Annotated in this window: 12 protein-coding genes, 2 tRNA genes and 3 rRNA genes; 7 read left to right on the forward strand and 10 right to left on the reverse strand. The window is 37.0% G+C overall.

Annotated features, from left to right (window positions below):
- Positions 1-3: 3 nt before the first annotated feature.
- Positions 4-1,608, forward strand: coding sequence for a PepSY-associated TM helix domain-containing protein (locus ACUN3A_RS03960; protein WP_445550051.1), 1,605 nt, complete (start codon positions 4-6; stop codon positions 1,606-1,608).
- Positions 1,609-1,899: 291 nt separating this feature from the next.
- Here ACUN3A_RS03960 and ACUN3A_RS03965 read toward each other — a convergent pair whose 3' ends face one another.
- Positions 1,900-3,363: an aminoacyl-histidine dipeptidase gene (locus ACUN3A_RS03965; protein ID WP_445550052.1), complete on the reverse strand. Its 1,464-nt coding sequence runs from the start codon at positions 3,361-3,363 to the stop codon at positions 1,900-1,902.
- 323 nt (positions 3,364-3,686) lie between these two features.
- Here ACUN3A_RS03965 and ACUN3A_RS03970 point away from each other — a divergent pair, with 323 nt between their 5' ends.
- From ACUN3A_RS03970 to ACUN3A_RS03980, 3 genes are all read left to right on the forward strand, one after another.
- A complete protein-coding gene (locus ACUN3A_RS03970) occupies positions 3,687-4,748 on the forward strand; it encodes a DUF3810 domain-containing protein (RefSeq protein WP_445550053.1) in 1,062 nt (353 codons plus the stop codon).
- A 234-nt stretch (positions 4,749-4,982) separates the two neighbouring features.
- Complete coding sequence (locus tag ACUN3A_RS03975) at positions 4,983-5,486, forward strand: RNA polymerase sigma factor (RefSeq protein ID WP_445550054.1); 504 nt, start codon at positions 4,983-4,985, stop codon at positions 5,484-5,486.
- Positions 5,483-6,136: a hypothetical protein gene (locus ACUN3A_RS03980; RefSeq protein WP_445550055.1), complete on the forward strand. Its 654-nt coding sequence runs from the start codon at positions 5,483-5,485 to the stop codon at positions 6,134-6,136. Before ACUN3A_RS03975 ends, ACUN3A_RS03980 begins: the two co-directional genes overlap by 4 nt.
- A gap of 29 nt (positions 6,137-6,165) precedes the next feature.
- Here the strand turns inward: ACUN3A_RS03980 and ACUN3A_RS03985 are convergent, their stop codons facing one another.
- The gene (locus tag ACUN3A_RS03985; RefSeq protein ID WP_445550056.1) at positions 6,166-6,975 is read right to left on the reverse strand and encodes a lysophospholipid acyltransferase family protein; all 810 of its coding nucleotides are present in this window, start codon (positions 6,973-6,975) and stop codon (positions 6,166-6,168) included.
- 98 nt (positions 6,976-7,073) lie between these two features.
- Positions 7,074-7,727 carry an NUDIX hydrolase gene (locus ACUN3A_RS03990; RefSeq protein ID WP_445550057.1) on the reverse strand — a complete coding sequence of 218 codons (654 nt, stop codon included), beginning with the start codon at positions 7,725-7,727 and terminating at the stop codon, positions 7,074-7,076.
- A 91-nt stretch (positions 7,728-7,818) separates the two neighbouring features.
- Here ACUN3A_RS03990 and ACUN3A_RS03995 point away from each other — a divergent pair, with 91 nt between their 5' ends.
- Both ACUN3A_RS03995 and ACUN3A_RS04000 read left to right on the forward strand, forming a co-directional pair.
- Complete coding sequence (locus ACUN3A_RS03995) at positions 7,819-8,256, forward strand: DUF4268 domain-containing protein (RefSeq protein ID WP_445550058.1); 438 nt, start codon at positions 7,819-7,821, stop codon at positions 8,254-8,256.
- A gap of 29 nt (positions 8,257-8,285) precedes the next feature.
- On the forward strand, positions 8,286-8,933 hold the full coding sequence (locus tag ACUN3A_RS04000) for an endonuclease III domain-containing protein (RefSeq protein ID WP_445550059.1): 648 nt from the start codon (positions 8,286-8,288) through the stop codon (positions 8,931-8,933).
- Between the two features lie 225 nt (positions 8,934-9,158).
- Here ACUN3A_RS04000 and ACUN3A_RS04005 read toward each other — a convergent pair whose 3' ends face one another.
- The 7 genes from ACUN3A_RS04005 to ACUN3A_RS04035 form a co-directional block, all read right to left on the reverse strand.
- Entirely contained in the window at positions 9,159-9,563 is a 405-nt protein-coding gene (locus ACUN3A_RS04005; RefSeq protein WP_445550060.1) for a secretion protein, read from the reverse strand.
- A gap of 242 nt (positions 9,564-9,805) precedes the next feature.
- A complete protein-coding gene (locus ACUN3A_RS04010; protein WP_445550061.1) occupies positions 9,806-11,146 on the reverse strand; it encodes an MATE family efflux transporter in 1,341 nt (446 codons plus the stop codon).
- A 91-nt stretch (positions 11,147-11,237) separates the two neighbouring features.
- A 5S ribosomal RNA gene (rrf, locus tag ACUN3A_RS04015) occupies positions 11,238-11,347 on the reverse strand.
- Positions 11,348-11,503: 156 nt separating this feature from the next.
- Positions 11,504-14,386 (reverse strand): 23S ribosomal RNA (locus ACUN3A_RS04020).
- Positions 14,387-14,567: 181 nt separating this feature from the next.
- Positions 14,568-14,641 (reverse strand) — tRNA-Ala (locus ACUN3A_RS04025).
- Between the two features lie 89 nt (positions 14,642-14,730).
- Positions 14,731-14,804 (reverse strand) — tRNA-Ile (locus tag ACUN3A_RS04030).
- Positions 14,805-14,969: 165 nt separating this feature from the next.
- Positions 14,970-16,483 (reverse strand): 16S ribosomal RNA (locus ACUN3A_RS04035).
- Together the 16S, 23S and 5S rRNA genes with 2 tRNA genes alongside form the textbook arrangement of a ribosomal RNA operon.
- Before the next feature lie 1,045 nt (positions 16,484-17,528).
- Here ACUN3A_RS04035 and thrS point away from each other — a divergent pair.
- Positions 17,529-19,475 carry a threonine--tRNA ligase gene (gene thrS, locus ACUN3A_RS04040; protein WP_445550062.1) on the forward strand — a complete coding sequence of 649 codons (1,947 nt, stop codon included), beginning with the start codon at positions 17,529-17,531 and terminating at the stop codon, positions 19,473-19,475.
- Positions 19,476-19,480: the final 5 nt, after the last annotated feature.

A 19,480-nucleotide genomic window follows, 5' to 3' on the forward strand; every position in this document is an offset into this window, starting at 1 on the left:
ACTATGAGTCATACACCAAAAGAAGGAAAATCTTCAAAAAAGAAAGATTCCAAGTTCGTTAAAAAAATAAAACAAAAAATATATGCTTGGCATCGTACTATTGGAATTATCACAATAATTCCAGTTATTTTTTGGACATTGTCTGGATTAATGCATCCTTTTATGGCGCATTTTTTCAAACCTACCATCGCCCATGAACGCCTTGAAGCAAAACCAATTGACAAAGCACAATTAACTTTTTCAATTCAAGAAGTTTTAGCAAAAAATAATATAACCGAGTTTAAAAATTTCAGAATCGTTTCGTTTGAAAACGCAACTTTTTATCAAGTAAAAACAGTACAAGGCGATCTTTTGTATTTCAACACTTTAGATGCAAAAAAACTAGAAAATGGCGATCAAAAATACGCTCATTGGCTTTCCCGCTATTTTCTAGACGATCAAAAAAGTTCCATTGAAAAAACTGATTTACTAACCGAATTTACTTCGCAATACAAATATATCAATCGTTATTTACCGGTTTACAAAACCTCTTTTAATCGTCCTGACGGAATGGAAGTGTATGTAGAAACGGCTTCGAGTAAATTGGCTACTTACAATCCAAAATCAAGACAAGCGTTCATTTGGTTTTTCGATACTTTCCATAATTGGTCTTTTGTCGATGCTATCAGTAATAATAGCATTCGCATCGTTTTTATGATTTTATTCCTTTCAATTATATTCTTTTCTGCTCTAAGTGGCATTGTAATATATGGTTTATTTTGGAAGCAATTCAAAAAAACCGATAGTTTGACTTCTAAAAAAGGATTACGAAAATACCATCGCCAAATCGGAATTTGGGTTTCATTATTCACGTTGACATTTGCCTTTAGCGGAGCTTATCATGCCACCACAAAATGGGAGCCGTATACTTTAGATAAAATGGTCTATGAACCAATTTTTGAAACGAAAGACCTTTCAATATCTAGCAACAAAATTCATTTAGATTGGAATCGACTGGAAAACTTAAGCATTATCACTTTAAACGATAGCATCTATTACAGAGCCCAATTGGCAGAATCCAAAGTTAAATATGACACTCCCAAAACAGATTCTAAATCGAAATGGGACAAAAAAGAAAATCCAAAAAACGAAATTATTTACATCAACTCTTTAACCAACAAAGTAACGCCAAACCTTGATTTAGAATACGCTAAATTTCTTGCATTCTATTTTAGTGATACCAATGGCGGTAAACCTAGTTGTTGTGAAATGGACAGCGATACCGAAAGTAAACCAAGTCTTGAAAAAGCAACTTTATTAGAAACCAAAGCGATCACTGAATTCGAAAGTCGCGAATATGGTTTCGCTAACAAACGTTTACCTGTAATAAAACTAGCGTTTGACACACCCGAAAAGACAACTTACTTCATAGAGACTTCCACCTCCAGACTAGCAGCAGTTATCGAAAATGCAGATGTAGCCGAGGGTTATTCTTTTGCCATATTTCATAAATTTTTATTTATGGACTGGGCAGGTAAAAACGTTCGCGACCTGACAATGGTTTTAGCTGCATTAACAATCTTAATAGTGAGTGTTCTAGGTTTCATATTATTTTTAAAGAAGAAATAAAAATAGTAACTTTACTAGATTAATTTTATAATAAACAACTAAAAATATACTACCATGGCAAAAAGTCAAGACGCAAAGAAAACCGTCAAAAAAGAGCCTCTTAAAACCGCAAAAGAAAAAAAGGAAGAGAAGAGAGAAAAGAAAAACAGTCCTAAAAGAGACTAAAAAAGTAGTCGGCAGTGGCCAGTTTTCAGTAATCAATTTACTTAACTGACCGTTAATTTTTTAGTATTAAAAAAAGTGTTCAGTTAAAACATAACTGAACACTTTTTTTTAACTGAACACTGAATACTATTTTACTGGAATATTTTTCAAAATTTCCAATATAAATTTCCAATATTTTTGAGAAGAAGAAATACTCGCTCTTTCGTCTGGTGAATGTGCACCGTGAATAGTTGGCCCAAAAGAAATCATATCCATGTCAGGATAATTTGTTCCTAGAATTCCGCATTCCAATCCTGCATGACAAGCCGCTACGTTTGGTTTTTCTCCATTTTGTTTTTCATAAACAGAAACCAAAACATCCAATATCTCAGACTTAGGATTTGGTGTCCATCCTGGATATGAACCAGAGAATTCCACTTCACAACCCATAAGCTCAAATGCAGAACGCAAAGCATTTGCCAAATCAAATTTGGACGATTCTACTGAAGAACGCGTCAAACATTGCACTGAAAGTTTCCCTTCACCTAGCACAACTTTGGCAATATTATTGGAAGTTTCAACAAGATTATCAAAATCAGCACTCATTCTATAAACGCCATTATGCGCAGTGTACATCGAACGAACGAAATAAAACTGAGCAATCGTAGGCATTACAGTTGCAGGAACAGAATCTAATTTTTCAAAAACCACTTCCAAATTAGGCTCGGTTGTTTGAAACTCCGCTTTGATTTCGTTTACAATTTGTTGCATATCAAAAACAAAAGCCTCATCATAAACCGCCGCAATAATTACTTTTGCTGTGCTTTCACGCGGAATTGCATTGCGAAGACTTCCTCCATTTATTTCAGAAATCTGCAATCCAAAATTATCAAAACCGTCAAATAATAAACGATTCATAATTTTGTTGGCGTTACCCAAACCTTTGTGGATATCCATCCCGGAATGTCCTCCATTTAACCCTTTTACCTTAATGATATAACCAACAGAACCTTCTGGAGTTTCCTCTTCATCATACTCGGCAGTAGCGGTAACATCCATTCCTCCAGCACATCCAATACCAATTTCATCATCCTCTTCGGTATCCAGATTCAATAAAATATCTCCACGAAGAATTCCTCCTTGTAAATTCAACGCTCCTGTCATTCCAGTTTCTTCGTCTATCGTAAACAAAGCTTCAATCGCCGGATGTGGAATATCTTTGCTTTCCAAAATTGCCATAATAGTCGCTACACCAAGACCGTTATCGGCACCAAGAGTCGTTCCCCTAGCGCGAACCCAGTCTCCATCAACATACATATCAATTCCCTGAGTATCAAAATCAAAAACTGTATCCGTATTTTTTTGATGCACCATATCCAAATGCCCCTGCAAAACAAGTGCTTTTCTATTTTCCATGCCAGGAGTGGCAGGTTTACGGATAATTACATTTCGGATTTCATCTTCAAAAGTTTCAAGCCCCAAATTAGTACCGAAGTCTTTCATAAACTCAATTACACGCTCTTCTTTTTTGGAAGGACGAGGCACCGCATTCAAATCGGCAAATTTGTTCCAAAGTGCTTTTGGTTCTAGATTTCTTATCTCTTGACTCATTTATTTTTTGTTTGAGGTTTAACATTTACAAGCTTCAAAGTTACAAAGTTTAAATTCTTTTCGGCAGTAATTAACTAAGGAAATTTGTTTTAAAATTGTTTTGGGCGTTCCCTAAAGGTCGGGCTGTTCGTTCCCGCTTTTTTTATCAATTGCCACGGGTTTAAACCCGTGGCAATTGATAAAAAAGAGCTCCACTGCCATCCCTAACGCAAGAAATCACAATAAACAAAAACTTTTCATTCCTTAAAAACCCATAGATTAAATAAACACTTTTACTGATTTAAAGACAATAATATTATATTTACATTTCCAAAATCTAACTTGTGAAACGTAAATACATTCTGCCCCTACTCTTCTTGGTTCAAATCATAGCCTTAAAAATCATTCGGTTTTTCCCAGAATACGTTGAACTTTTTTACAGCAATGGAATCTATGTTTATATCTCTAAATTTTCAAGAATTGTTTTAGGTAAAATTCCGTTTTCAGTAGGAGATTGCATTTATTTTATTCTAATTGTTTTCGCGTTAAAGTGGTTTTGGACAAAAAGAAAATCTTGGACACTAGAATGGAAAAACAATATTTTATCCATTTTGAGTGTTTTATCTGTCTTTTATTTTTTCTTTCATTTTCTCTGGGCTTTAAATTATTACCGCGAACCTCTGTTTGAAAAAATGAATATTGAAAGAGATTATACTGATGCGGATTTATTAGCGTTTACAAAAAAATTAATAACTAAAACAAATACAATTCAAAGTCAGATTACAAAAAATGATAGCCTGAAAGTTACATTTCCCTATTCGCAAAACCAAGTTTTTGAGATGAATCAAAATGGATATAAAAACCTTTCCAAAAAATATGCTTTTTTCACCTACTCCCATTTGAGCATCAAAAAATCTCTTTTTAGTTTGCCTCTGACTTATATGGGTTTTAGTGGATATTTAAATCCTTTTACCAATGAAGCACAGGTAAATGATTTAGGTCCAATGTACAGTTTTCCGATGACTACAAATCATGAAATGGCTCATCAAATGGGATATGCAAGCGAAAGTGAATGTAATTTTATTGGTTTTATGTCGTCTATAAATAATGATGATTTATACATTCAATATTCGGGATACAGCATGGCTCTGCGCTATTGTTTAAATAATTGGCAAGTTAGAAATGAAAATACTTTTGATCAATTATTAAAAACCGTTCATCCAGGAATTCTAAAAAACTATAAAGAAAGTCGAGATTTTTGGGAAGAGTACCAAACTCCAATCGAAACTGGTTTTCATGCTTTTTATGATCGTTTTTTGAAAATCAATCAGCAAAAAGATGGCATGGATAGTTACAGTAAGTTCGTGAATTTAATGGTGAATTATTATAAAGTAAGACCATTGTAAGTTGTTGATTTGTGGTGTTAAAGATATTTTTTTCTTTAAAAGATCTCATGAAAAACTAAATTTCTGGAATAGCCCCGATAGCAGTGAAAATCCTTTTTATTTTTTCTTTAAAAATAAAAAGATTGTAACGAATAGCGGGAAGAGTGTTTTCATGAAATGGGAGTTTGTGCTCCTAATTATTTTAAAAAAAGTGTAGCATTGTAACAAAATGTACATCCGGCCTACTAATGGAATATGAGTGAAAATCTAGAACCTTCTTTTGTCAAGCAACTGCAAGAAAACCAGAATATAATCCACAAGATTTGTCGATTGTATACTGCTGGTGAGGATGCGCATAAGGATTTGTTTCAGGAAATCACGATTCAATTATGGAAGGCTTTTCCAAAATTTAGAGGCGAAAGCAAATTTTCGACTTGGGCGTATCGAGTCGCCTTGAATACTGCCATTACATTATATCGAAAAAACAAACGCAGTATAGCCACCGTCGAATATGAAGGTCGACAGCATTTTACGCATGACATTGAATACAATTATGAAGAGGAAGAGCAGTTGAAATTGATGTACAAGGCAGTTTATCAATTAAATGACATCGAAAAAGCGTTGGTATTTATGTATTTAGAAGACAAAGATTATACCGAAATATCGGAAACTTTAGGAATTAGCGAAGTGAATGCAAGGGTAAAAATGAATAGGATAAAAGGGAAATTAAAAAAAATATTAAATCCATTAGGCGTATGAAAGAGTTGGATTTATTAAAAAAAGACTGGAAAAAGAACTCAGATTCTTTTGAACAGGTATCGGAAAGTGACATTTATAAAATGATTCATAAAAAATCATCTTCGATAGTGAAGTGGATTTTTATAGTGAGCATCATAGAACTCGGATTGGGATTGGTATTGGGATTGATTTTGTCCTTTACTAAATACGACGAAAAAAATGTGGAATTAATCAAGCATTTGGGGGTTTATGGTTATTATATAGCTGCAACCGTTTTGTTGTATGCTGTTATTTTATACTTTATTTTTAAGTTCTACACCATGTATCGCAAAATTGCGGTAGATGACAACACCAAAAAACTGATTTCTACGATATTAAAAACCCGAAAAGTAGTAAAGCAATACATCGCGTTTAACTTATCATTTTCTGCTGTGTTTTTTATAGTATTTGGTGGCTATTTATTTTATGAAGGCTATTTAGAAAACGCTTCAAAAAATGGGACGATCAATGCCGAAATGCCTTTAAATATTGCTTTGATATCCTTTGTTGTATTGATTTTGGCGACCGCCCTATTCACATTTGCTTTCTGGCTGGTCTATAAATTAATCTACGGTATTTTATTAAAGCGTTTGCAAAATAACTACGAAGAATTAAAGAAAATAGATTTATAAAAAAAAGAGGCTAATGCCTCTTTTCTATTTTAATATTCCCATTGTCTCGTTTTATTCAGTTCCTCTTGTTCTTTTAAAACTTCTGCTGGAATTACTTTTAAGAAAGAAGGATGTTGCTCAATAGCATATTCTACTTTCTCAACAATTTCTTCAATAGTATCATTATCATAATCAATATCCAAAGGCTCTTTTACAACAAGTGACTGTAGAATTCCCTTCTTTTTCATATACAACCCTTTCTTGCAAAATGAGCGTCGAAAACCATCAATTACTATAGGTACAACTATTGGTCTGTGCTGTTTTATGATGTGTGCTGTCCCCTTTCGGACTGGCTTAAACGATTTGGTCGTTCCTTGCGGAAAAGTAATTACCCAACCATCAGCCAAAGCAATCTTAATATTCTCAGTATCATTTGGATTCACATCCTTTTTTTCGGTTACATCCTGCCCTTTAGCACGCCAAGTTCGTTCTACAGTAATTGCACCTGCATAAGACATAATTCTAGGCAAAAAACCAGCTCTCATAGTCTCTTTGGCAGCCACATAATAAATATTAAGTTTTGGATTCCACATATACCAAACATTCTTAATAGAATCTTCACGTCCACTTAAACTAGCATTAAATACATGAAACATGGCAGTTACATCTGCAAAATACGTTTGATGATTAGAGATAAAAAGAACGTTTGTATCAGGAAGTTTTTTAATAATTTCAGAACCTTCTATTTGCAATTCATTAAATCCACGATAACGCCTGTGGCTAATAAATCCGAAAATTCGAATCAGCCATTTTTTTATAAATAGTATGTGTCCAAAAGGATTTCGTTTAAATAATCCCATAAGATTTCTTGTTTATTTTTTCGATTTGGGAATGCAAAATTACGATTATTTTTCCTTTTTTAATATTAAAGAGCTATGCTTTTAACAAAACAATCGGTTCAAAAATTAACTTTATTCAAAATAGAATTCAAAACAATTTTCAATTCACTTAACATCATAGCAGTTGCCCCCCAAACAAGATGCTCATCAATTTTGAAAACAGGAACGGCAATCGATTTTGCGTAGGAAGTATTAATAGTTGCACTAACAACAATGGATTCGCTCAAAAAAATAGTTAAAGGCAGCTCAATTATACCCGCTACCTCATTGGAGTCTGGATAAAAAATAATTTCCTCTTTGCAAATTCCCAAAAAAGGGTGAACCATAAAGTTACTTGGTGGAATATACAAATGAGTAAAAGCCTTCACAACATTAATTTTATCTGACTGAACACCAATTTCCTCAAAGGTTTCTCTCAACGCAGTTTGTTCTAAGTTGACATCTTCTTTTTCATACTTTCCTCCGGGAAAAGCAATTTGAGAAGAATGAACCCCTTCATAGGAATTACGGACAATGAGAACCAAATGTGTTTTCTCTGCTTTAGGATAAAACAACATCATTACGCCCGCATTTTTTGGTTTTATTTGATCAAAATTTAAACTCTTCGTAATTTTAAGACGCTCCTGAGGAACCATAATATTGTGTGCCTCTTCTCCAGGAAGATTTACTGTATCGAAATAAGGAACAATTTGTAAAAAGTCTTGAAAATTCATAATCAAAGGTTATTTTTGCAAATAAAAGAATACCTAAATATACTTTAGAAAAAAGTGTCAAACAAATTTTAAACATTCAAAACCCAATAATATGTATAGTAAAGAAGAAAATCAAAAACTAAAACACGAATTTTGGGTCGAATTCGCTCAAAAATACCCAAGAAAATGGCTTTTATATGACACTAAAATAAAAGATTTCTCGTTTAAATTCTATGTCGAAAATACTAAAGCCCAAGTACATATCGATATCGAAATGAGAAACAACGAATTACGCCTACAATATTTCGAAAAACTCGTAGCTCTAAAAAATATACTCGAAGAAGAATTTATCAAAGATTTGGTTTTTGAAAAAAATCATACTCTTGAGAATGGAAAAACAATTAGCCGTATTTGGGTTGAAAAATTAAATGTTAGCGTAAGTAACCGTAAATATTGGGATGAAATATTTGATTTTTTCAATGAAAAAATGAATGCAATAGAAATATTCTATTTAGAATATGATGATTTTATAAAAGACGTCGAGAAATAGATAAAGGAATAACTCAAAAAAATTTCGATATGGATTTATTTGGAGAAACAAATAATTGGGTAACTAATTTAGCCCCAATTCTTGAAAAATACAAAGGTCGAAAACATCCTTTAGAATATAAAAATCTATATCAGTTGGTCGTAATGGTAGTTCTTTCCGCTCAAGATTCGGATGCAAATGTTAATGCTATCTCGCCATCGCTTTTTGAAATTTTTCCAAATATGAAACGATTGGCATCGTCAAATGTAGAAAATCTTATACCTCATATTTCAAAAGTCCGAAATTTTGCAACCAAAGCTAATTGGTTAATCGAAATCGCACAAACAATTCAAGAAGAAAAAAATATTCCCCTGGCAATGGAGACATTGACAGCCTTAAAAGGAATCGGACGAAAATCTTCCAACGTAATTATGCGGGAAGCAGGAGTTCCACCCGAAGGAATTATTGCCGATTTGCACGTAATCCGTGTGACACCCAGAATTGGATTAATCCCAGAAACTCAAGACGGTATCAAAGTCGAAAAACTACTCATGCAAATCCTTCCTAAAACCATTTGGGGCGAAATTGGTATGGCTTTTTCTTTTTTAGGAAGAGAAATTTGCAGGCCTAAGCCCAAATGTGAAGAATGTCCAATTAATACAATTTGCACCTACTATAAAATTAATAAATTGAATTAAACTTCTTTCATTTATTCTATTTTGGGCATGTCCTAAGGGCCGGGCTGTCCATTATATCTTTTCTTTTCCTAAAGAAGGAAAAGAAAAGGATGCCATTTCCATCCCTCATGCAACTCAAGTTTCATAACATCCATTTGTACAATTCATTAAATAACATAAAAAAAACAGCCCAAAAGAACTGTTTCTTATAAATCCAAAGTAAGTAATTTAGAAAATCTAAAAAAATTAATTGGCCTCTGCCACATTTTGACTTTTAATTTTCAACTCACCTTTATACACTGCAGCAATCGATTTTCTGGATAGAATAATAGCTTCATTAGTAACTACAATCTCATGAGTCACTTTTTTCATATTAGTTTCTACTTCCAAATAATAAACTCCATCAGGAAATTCAGAAAGATTATATACTCTTTTTATTCCAACTTTTCCAGTTACCGTTTCATTATAAATCACATCATGATATTTACCATAAATCGTTACACTCGCTTTTTGAATATCATTAACTGAAAAACTAATATCTTTACCTTCTCCTTTTTTTACATGAAGCAAAAAATCATCATTATTTGCATAAGTTTTCATGCTAACCATAGTAATTAATACTATTAAACTAAGTTTTAAAATCGTTTTCATAATAATGTCGTTTTAAATTAGTAATTATTTTATACTGCTAAAGTACCCTCATAATTCTTTTCAAAACGCAACTGTATATTCTGATGTAGTTGTTATTTTACCTTCACGAAAACGATATATACACAAAAAAGAAAAAATACCATCTTTTTAAGATAAAATAACACTCATAGATTCTAAAAAATTTCTTTGTTTTCTATTACAAACCAACAAATTACTAAGTTCAAAATAAATTTAAATTATGCTTAAATTTCAATATTTTTCCAACTTCTCCAAAATTTAGGAAATTCATACCACAGCATACAAATCCAGCCTACTAAACAAGCCAGTGCAAAACCTTCAATACCGAAGTAAGGGGCAATAAAATAAGCAGAAATAACACGACCAATAATTTGTACAATTGTTGCATTTAATGTGATCTTCATTTTTCCAATTCCTCTAAAATACGCTTGAATAATATTAGTTAAAGCAGGCAACAGATATAAAAGTGACATAATACGTAAGTAACGAATACCCGCTTCAACAACAGCTATCTCTCCTTTACCAGTAAACAAACTAAGCAACTCCGCTGCAAATAAAAACACAATAACAGAAACTATAATTGTATAAATTGCTTCCATTTTTACTCCGACAAAAAAGCCTTTCCGTATTCTATCAAAAATACCTTTACCTTTATTTTGTGCCAAAAATCCAGTGGTTCCGTGACCAATATTTTGCTGAATAATCATAACAAAATCATCAATGCGCGTAACAGCATTAAAGGCAGCAATAGTTACAACACCCAATGGATTTACTGCCCCTTGTATCAAAAACTTACCAATATGCAATGCTATTTGTTGCATAGCAGCAACAGAACTATAACTAACTATTGTTCGTAACAACACTTTGTCGAAAACAAACTCATGCCTTTTAAAACTTAAAAATGGGATTTGAATTCGCACATAAATAATACAAAATAAAGCTGCAAAAGCCTCAGCTATAACAGTTGCATAAGCAGCTCCTGCAACACCTAGTTTCCATTCTACAACAAAAAGAAAGTCCATTATAACATTCAATAAAGCAGAAGCAATTAAAAAATAAAGAGAAACCCTTGAATTCCCCATACTTCGTAATGTAGAAGCATAAATATTATAAATAAAAGTAAAAATTAAGCCTACAAAAATTATTTGCAAATAAGAAGTTGCATCATCTAAAATTTCGGCAGGTGTATTCATCAATTCTAGTATATTCCTAGAAAACAAAAAGCCCAATACTACCAAAACTAATGTAAAAATTCCACCTGTTATTAATGAAGTCGAAATAACACGTTTAAGTTTAGCAATATCACCTTCGCCAAAAAAATTTCCCATTAGAATTGACATCCCTAAACAAATTCCAATAATCAAAAAAAGCATAATATTCATTACAGGGCTTGCCGCTCCCAATGCGGCTAGTGCATTAGCACCAATATAATGTCCCACAATGATAGAATCTGTTGCGTTGTATGTTAGAACAAAAAAATTACCAATAATTAATGGCATAGTAAAATGAACAATTTGAGGAGCAATTGGCCCACTTGTCATATCTACAACTTTTTTATTTTTCATTTAAATTAGATTTATATACAAAATACGCTATTCTTGAAAACTATTACAAACAAAAAAACCCTGTTTCATATTGAAACAGGGTTTTTATAAAAAAAGGCAGCGACATACTCTCCCACATAACTGCAGTACCATCTGCGCAGGCGGGCTTAACTACTCTGTTCGGGATGGGAAGAGGTGAGCCCCGCCGCAATAACCACCTTAAGGTTGTTAGTTGCTTTGGACAACTTGTTTATTGATGATAGCCTGTCAACCGACAACTATCAACCATAAACCAATATTTTAACATACTGAGATAAAGAATATAAAAGTATTTTATTAGAAAGTTTCTCCCCCCGATTTGCATCGGGGGAAAAGGGTGTACATAAGCTTACGGATTATTAGTACTACTCGACTATGACATTACTGCCTTTACATCTATAGCCTATCAACGTGGTCATCTCCCACGATCCTTAAAAGAAATCTCATCTTGTGGTGGGTTTCGCGCTTATATGCTTTCAGCGCTTATCCCTTCCCAACGTAGCTACTCTGCGGTGCCCCTGGCGGGACAACAGATACACTAGAGGTTAGTCCAATTCGGTCCTCTCGTACTAGAATCAGATCCACTCAAATTTCTTGCGCCCACAGTAGATAGAGACCGAACTGTCTCACGACGTTCTGAACCCAGCTCGCGTGCCACTTTAATGGGCGAACAGCCCAACCCTTGGGACCTTCTCCAGCCCCAGGATGTGACGAGCCGACATCGAGGTGCCAAACCCCCCCGTCGATATGAGCTCTTGGGGGAGATCAGCCTGTTATCCCCGGCGTACCTTTTATCCTTTGAGCGATGGCCCTTCCATGCGGAACCACCGGATCACTATGCTCTACTTTCGTACCTGATCGACCTGTATGTCTCTCAGTCAAGCTCCCTTATGCCATTGCACTCTACGCACGGTTACCAAGCGTACTGAGGGAACCTTTAGAAGCCTCCGTTACTCTTTTGGAGGCGACCACCCCAGTCAAACTACCCACCAAGCAATGTCCCCCACAAAATGGGGTTAGGCCTCAGATAAACAAAGGGTTGTATTTCAACAATGACTCCACAACGCCTAGCGACGCCACTTCACAGTCTCCAACCTATCCTACACATCATTTATCCAAGGTCAATACTAAGCTATAGTAAAGGTGCACAGGGTCTTTTCGTCCCACTGCGGGTAAACGGCATCTTCACCGTTACTACAATTTCACCGAGCTCATGGCTGAGACAGTGTCCAGATCGTTACACCATTCGTGCAGGTCGGAACTTACCCGACAAGGAATTTCGCTACCTTAGGACCGTTATAGTTACGGCCGCCGTTTACTGGGGCTTCAATTCAATGCTTCTCCGAAGATAACATCTCCTCTTAACCTTCCAGCACCGGGCAGGTGTCAGGCCCTATACTTCATCTTACGATTTTGCAGAGCCCTGTGTTTTTGATAAACAGTCGCCTGGACCTCTTCACTGCGGCCCCGATTACTCGGGGCGACCCTTCTCCCGAAGTTACGGGTCTATTTTGCCTAATTCCTTAGCCATGAATCTCTCGAGCACCTTAGGATTCTCTCCTCGACTACCTGTGTCGGTTTGCGGTACGGGTACTAATTACCTGAAGTTTAGAGGTTTTTCTTGGAAGCCCTTAGGCGCACTATCTCTTTGTCCGAAGACTCCGAGTACTATCGTATTTCCCCAAGCCGCGTGGATTTGCCTGCGCAGCTTATAGGTAGGTACTTCAACGAACTATTCCGTCAGTTCGCGGCGCTTTCATCACTCCGTCACCCCATCACAGTAATTAGTAGTACGGGAATATTAACCCGTGGTCCATCGACTGTCCCTTTCGGGTTCGCCTTAGGTCCCGACTAACCCACAGCTGATTAGCATAGCTGTGGAAACCTTAGTCTTTCGGTGTGCGGGTTTCTCGCCCGCATTATCGTTACTTATGCCTACATTTTCTTTTCTAACCAGTCCAGCATGCTTTACAACACACCTTCAACCCTGTTAGAATGCTCCCCTACCACTTGTAATAAATTACAAATCCATAGCTTCGGTAATATGTTTATGCCCGATTATTATCCATGCTCGTCCGCTCGACTAGTGAGCTGTTACGCACTCTTTAAATGAATGGCTGCTTCCAAGCCAACATCCTAGCTGTCTGGGCAGACAAACCTCGTTCTTTCAACTTAACATATATTTGGGGACCTTAGCTGATGGTCTGGGTTCTTTCCCTCTCGGACTTGGACCTTAGCACCCAAGCCCTCACTGCATAAAAACATTATATAGCATTCGGAGTTTGTCAGGAATTGGTAGGCGGTGAAGCCCCCGCATCCAATCAGTAGCTCTACCTCTATATAACTTATAATATGCGCTGCACCTAAATGCATTTCGGGGAGTACGAGCTATTTCCGAGTTTGATTGGCCTTTCACCCCTACCCACAGGTCATCCGAAGACTTTTCAACGTCAACCGGTTCGGACCTCCACACTGTGTTACCAGCGCTTCATCCTGCCCATGGGTAGATCACACGGTTTCGCGTCTAACACTACTGACTAAAGCGCCCTATTCAGACTCGCTTTCGCTACGGATCCATGGCTTAACCATTTATCCTTGCCAGCAACGTTAACTCGTAGGCTCATTATGCAAAAGGCACGCCGTCACCCCACAAAAGGGCTCCGACCGCTTGTAAGCGTATGGTTTCAGGATCTATTTCACTCCGTTATTCACGGTTCTTTTCACCTTTCCCTCACGGTACTGGTTCACTATCGGTCTCTCAGGAGTATTTAGCCTTAGCGGATGGTCCCGCCAAATTCAGACAGGGTTTCACGTGCCCCGCCCTACTCAGGATACCACTATCTATTACATCCCTTACCAATACGAGGCTATCACTCTCTTTGGCGCTACTTTCCAGTAACTTCTTGTTCAGTTTGCATAAAATATCGTGGTCCTACAACCCCAACATTGCCGTAACAACATTGGTTTGGGCTAATCCGCGTTCGCTCGCCACTACTTACGGAATCACTTTTGTTTTCTTCTCCTCCGCCTACTTAGATGTTTCAGTTCAGCGGGTTTGCCCACCTATCGGTGTACTATGTCTTCAACATAGTGGGTTGCCCCATTCAGGTATTTACGGATCGTATCGTGTGTGCCAATCCCCGTAACTTTTCGCAGCTTATCACGCCTTTCATCGCCTCTGAGAGCCAAGGCATCCCCCATACGCCCTTATTTTGCTTATTGTACCAATCATAAAATCAATTATGACCGTTGTTTTTGTCTTTTACTATAAATAGTAAAAAACGCTTTCTACTTTTATTATTTCTTATCTCAATATGTCAATGAACTTTTATCGCTAGTTTAATCCTATTTTTGTTTAATCGTTTAACCGATTCAACAAATAAACAAATCAACTTTTGATTTGTGGAGAATAACGGAGTCGAACCGTTGACCTCCTGCGTGCAAGGCAGGCGCTCTAGCCAGCTGAGCTAATCCCCCAATTTAATTATGAATTGTGAATTATGAATTATGAATCTTGTTTCATAACCTCTCAACTCTAGAATTTCCTTTTTATTAAGCTTAAATAGTTGTCTCGGACAGACTCGAACTGTCGACCCCTACATTATCAGTGTAGTACTCTAACCAGCTGAGCTACGAGACACTCTTTATTCTTAAATTGTAACAGTCGTTGCAATGCAACGTCTATACATTTATTCTTTTTTTTTAAATTAACAGCAAGAGTAATATAATCTTTAATTTGTAACCCATAAATTCTTCGTCTTCTTTCCTTACCGTGTTGATAAATCAACTAACACTAAGGCTCTAGAAAGGAGGTGTTCCAGCCGCACCTTCCGGTACGGCTACCTTGTTACGACTTAGCCCTAGTTACCAGTTTTACCCTAGGCAGCTCCTTGCGGTCACCGACTTCAGGCACCCCCAGCTTCCATGGCTTGACGGGCGGTGTGTACAAGGCCCGGGAACGTATTCACCGGATCATGGCTGATATCCGATTACTAGCGATTCCAGCTTCACGGAGTCGAGTTGCAGACTCCGATCCGAACTGTGACCGGTTTTGTAGATTCGCTCCTGGTCGCCCAGTGGCTGCTCTCTGTACCGGCCATTGTAGCACGTGTGTAGCCCAAGGCGTAAGGGCCGTGATGATTTGACGTCATCCCCACCTTCCTCACAGTTTGCACTGGCAGTCTCGTTAGAGTTCCCGACATGACTCGCTGGCAACTAACAACAGGGGTTGCGCTCGTTATAGGACTTAACCTGACACCTCACGGCACGAGCTGACGACAACCATGCAGCACCTTGTAAATTGTCTTGCGAAAAGTCTGTTTCCAAACCGGTCAATCTACATTTAAGCCTTGGTAAGGTTCCTCGCGTATCATCGAATTAAACCACATGCTCCACCGCTTGTGCGGGCCCCCGTCAATTCCTTTGAGTTTCATTCTTGCGAACGTACTCCCCAGGTGGGATACTTATCACTTTCGCTTAGCCACTGAAATTGCTTCCAACAGCTAGTATCCATCGTTTACGGCGTGGACTACCAGGGTATCTAATCCTGTTCGCTACCCACGCTTTCGTCCATCAGCGTCAATCCATTAGTAGTAACCTGCCTTCGCAATTGGTATTCCATGTAATCTCTAAGCATTTCACCGCTACACTACATATTCTAGTTACTTCCTAATAATTCAAGTCTAGCAGTATCAATGGCCGTTCCACCGTTGAGCGATGGGCTTTCACCACTGACTTACTAAACCGCCTACGGACCCTTTAAACCCAATGATTCCGGATAACGCTTGGATCCTCCGTATTACCGCGGCTGCTGGCACGGAGTTAGCCGATCCTTATTCTCACAGTACCGTCAAGACATTACACGTAATGTTGTTTCTTCCTGTGCAAAAGCAGTTTACAATCCATAGGACCGTCATCCTGCACGCGGCATGGCTGGATCAGGCTTGCGCCCATTGTCCAATATTCCTCACTGCTGCCTCCCGTAGGAGTCTGGTCCGTGTCTCAGTACCAGTGTGGGGGATCTCCCTCTCAGGACCCCTACCCATCGTAGCCTTGGTAAGCCGTTACCTTACCAACTAGCTAATGGGACGCATGCTCATCTTTTACCGTTGTGACTTTAATTATATCTCGATGCCGAGTCATAATACTATGAGGTATTAATCCAAATTTCTCTGGGCTATCCCTCTGTAAAAGGTAGATTGCATACGCGTTACGCACCCGTGCGCCGGTCTCTCATTCCGAAGAACAATACCCCTCGACTTGCATGTGTTAAGCCTGCCGCTAGCGTTCATCCTGAGCCAGGATCAAACTCTTCATCGTATATTGTTTGTTCCGATAAATCGGAACTAATTATTATTCGACTCAGTCTCTATCGGTATTTATTCAAATCTATACGATTCTATTACTCTTATTTTATTTGTTCTTATCTTGCGATAAAAACGGCTGTCAATTCAATATGTCTAGGAACGTGTCTTCTTTATTATTTTCGCCTCTCGTTTGTTTCTCAAAGCGGGTGCAAAAGTAGCAATTTCTTTTTAACTGGCAAGAAAATTTAAAGTTTTTTTTGAAAAATTTAATTCTCAATTTCTTCTCTTTTTCTTATCAGTATCTCAAGGAACGTTGCGTGTTTTGCGGGGTGCAAAAGTAAACTACTCTTTTAAATCTCACAAGCTTTTTTAAATCTTTTTTTGAAAATATTTTTTCACTTTGATTTTTTAACTTGTCAGTGTTTCTAAGAGCGTAGCAGTTGTTGCGGGTGCAAAAGTAGTCAGTTTATTCGTTTCTACAATACCTTTTCGCAACTATTTTTTGTTTATTTTTTAATACACTGGTTTTTCGTAGGTTACAGGTAGTGCTTTTTGATGAGTTCGTAATTTAGAACCGCCTTTTATTGCGCTTTTTGACGTTTTAATGGGATTTGAAGCAGTTTTTTGGTTTTTATGCGGGGTGTATCACTTTGGCATAGGCCACAGATTTTACGGATCAAGCGGATTTACACGGATTTTTTCTTTTATTACTTGAGGTTCTTGGGTGGTGGTAGTGTGGATTCCGTTGGAATTGTATGTATATGCATGAAACAGGGTTTTTCTTTTGTTGCTTCTATACTATATATAAGGTATGGTTTTCTACTTTCTTTATTATAAAACCTGATGCCCTAGTCCTGATAGCAGTGGAAATCCTTGTGGGCCGGGGTTCGGCACACAAGATTGTAACGAATAGCAGGAAATAGCTCCTAAAAATTCAGATCCTTCTTTTACAACAACACTCAATTCGATTTCATACTTATATATAGAACAAACATTATATACCTATTGTATGTGTTTTGTTAATACTTTATATTTGCAATCTTAAAATATAAAAAACAATGATTAAGATTACTTTGCCCGATGGGTCAGTTAGAGAGTTTGCTCCAGAAGTAACTCCGATGGATGTAGCAAAAAGCATTAGCGAAGGATTTGCAAGAAATGTAATTTCAGCATCCTTTAATGGTACAACTATTGAAACATCTACACCATTGACGACCGACGGCAGTCTTACATTATACACTTGGAATGATGCTGATGGTAAGAAAGCTTTTTGGCATTCTACTTCACACGTTATGGCACAAGTTCTTGAAGAAATGTATCCTGGTATACAATTAACTCTCGGACCTGCAATTTCTAACGGTTTCTATTATGATGTAGATTTTGGTGATCAAAAGATTTCGGATGCTGACTTCAAGAAAATCGAAGATCGCGTTCTTGAAATTTCAAGAGGTAAACATGAATTTAAATTGCGTCCTGTTACTAAAGCAGAAGCGTTAGAAATATACAAAAACAACGTTTACAAGACTGAATTAATTACTAATCTTGAAGACGGAACTATCACTTTTTGTGATCATGATACTTTTACGGACTTGTGCCGTGGAGGTCACATTCCAAATACTGGTATCATCAAAGCAATGAAAGTAATGAGTGTTGCTGGTGCTTATTGGAGAGGTGATGAAAAAAACAAACAATTAACTCGTGTTTATGGAACATCATTTCCAAAACAAAAAGACTTAACTGAATACCTAGAATTACTTGAAGAAGCGAAACGTCGTGACCACAGAAAACTAGGAAAAGAATTGGAGTTGTTTGCTTTTTCTCAAAAAGTAGGAGCAGGTTTGCCACTATGGCTACCTAAAGGAGCTGCCTTGAGAGACAGATTGGAACAGTTTTTGAAGAAAGCACAGAAAAAAGCAGGTTACGAGCAAGTTGTAACCCCACATATTGGACAGAAAGAACTGTATGTAACTTCTGGTCATTATGCGAAATACGGAGCAGACAGTTTTCAGCCTATCAATACTCCTGCTGAAGGAGAAGAGTTTTTATTAAAACCTATGAACTGCCCTCACCACTGTGAAATCTATAATGTAAGACCTTGGTCATACAAAGATTTACCAAAGCGTTATGCTGAATTTGGAACAGTTTACAGATACGAACAAAGTGGTGAATTACACGGTTTAACTCGTGTACGTGGGTTTACTCAGGATGACGCCCATATTTTTTGTACTCCAGAGCAATTGGATGAAGAGTTTAAAAAAGTAATTGATTTGGTACTTTATGTATTCGGTTCTTTAGGATTCGAAAACTTTACAGCTCAGATTTCATTAAGAGACAAGGAGAATAGAGATAAATATATTGGTTCTGATGAAAATTGGGAGAAAGCAGAAAATGCTATTATCAATGCAGCAGCAGACAAAGGACTAAACACAGTTGTTGAATACGGAGAGGCTGCTTTCTACGGTCCAAAACTGGATTTCATGGTAAAGGACGCTTTAGGCAGACAATGGCAGTTAGGTACGATTCAGGTGGATTACAATTTACCGGAGCGTTTTGAATTGACTTACAAAGGATCTGACAACGAATTACATAGACCTGTAATGATCCACAGAGCACCTTTTGGATCTATGGAACGTTTTATTGCAATTTTATTAGAGCACACAGCAGGAAATTTCCCGCTTTGGTTGATGCCAGAACAGGCTATTATACTATCTTTGAGCGAGAAATATGAAAATTATGCTAAAAAAGTTTTAAATCTGCTAGAAAATCACGAAATTCGCGCCCTAATTGACAACAGAAGCGAGACGATTGGGAAGAAAATTAGAGATGCAGAAATGCAAAAAATCCCGTTTATGCTGATTGTAGGTGAAGAAGAAGAGAAAAACGGAACCATTTCAATACGTCGTCATGGACAAGAAGGAAAAGGGAATATCAGCGTTACCATAGAAGAATTTGCTTCGATTGTTGACGAGGAAATCAAAAAAACATTAAAAGTATTTACAGTTTAACTTAA

This window comes from Flavobacterium sp. WC2509, from assembly GCF_052683105.1.

Bases quoted from the DNA above. Each gene is read 5' to 3' on its own strand.
- ACUN3A_RS03965 (WP_445550052.1), bottom strand. From the start codon at position 3,363: ATGAGTCAAGAGATAAGAAATCTAGAACCAAAAGCACTTTGGAACAAA.
- ACUN3A_RS03980 (WP_445550055.1), top strand. From the start codon at position 5,483: ATGAAAGAGTTGGATTTATTAAAAAAAGACTGGAAAAAGAACTCAGAT.
- ACUN3A_RS04010 (WP_445550061.1), bottom strand. From the start codon at position 11,146: ATGAAAAATAAAAAAGTTGTAGATATGACAAGTGGGCCAATTGCTCCT.
- thrS (WP_445550062.1), top strand. From the start codon at position 17,529: ATGATTAAGATTACTTTGCCCGATGGGTCAGTTAGAGAGTTTGCTCCA.
- ACUN3A_RS03990 (WP_445550057.1), bottom strand. From the start codon at position 7,727: ATGAATTTTCAAGACTTTTTACAAATTGTTCCTTATTTCGATACAGTA.
- ACUN3A_RS04000 (WP_445550059.1), top strand. From the start codon at position 8,286: ATGGATTTATTTGGAGAAACAAATAATTGGGTAACTAATTTAGCCCCA.
- ACUN3A_RS03960 (WP_445550051.1), top strand. From the start codon at position 4: ATGAGTCATACACCAAAAGAAGGAAAATCTTCAAAAAAGAAAGATTCC.
- ACUN3A_RS03975 (WP_445550054.1), top strand. From the start codon at position 4,983: ATGAGTGAAAATCTAGAACCTTCTTTTGTCAAGCAACTGCAAGAAAAC.
- ACUN3A_RS03985 (WP_445550056.1), bottom strand. From the start codon at position 6,975: ATGGGATTATTTAAACGAAATCCTTTTGGACACATACTATTTATAAAA.
- ACUN3A_RS03995 (WP_445550058.1), top strand. From the start codon at position 7,819: ATGTATAGTAAAGAAGAAAATCAAAAACTAAAACACGAATTTTGGGTC.
- ACUN3A_RS04005 (WP_445550060.1), bottom strand. From the start codon at position 9,563: ATGAAAACGATTTTAAAACTTAGTTTAATAGTATTAATTACTATGGTT.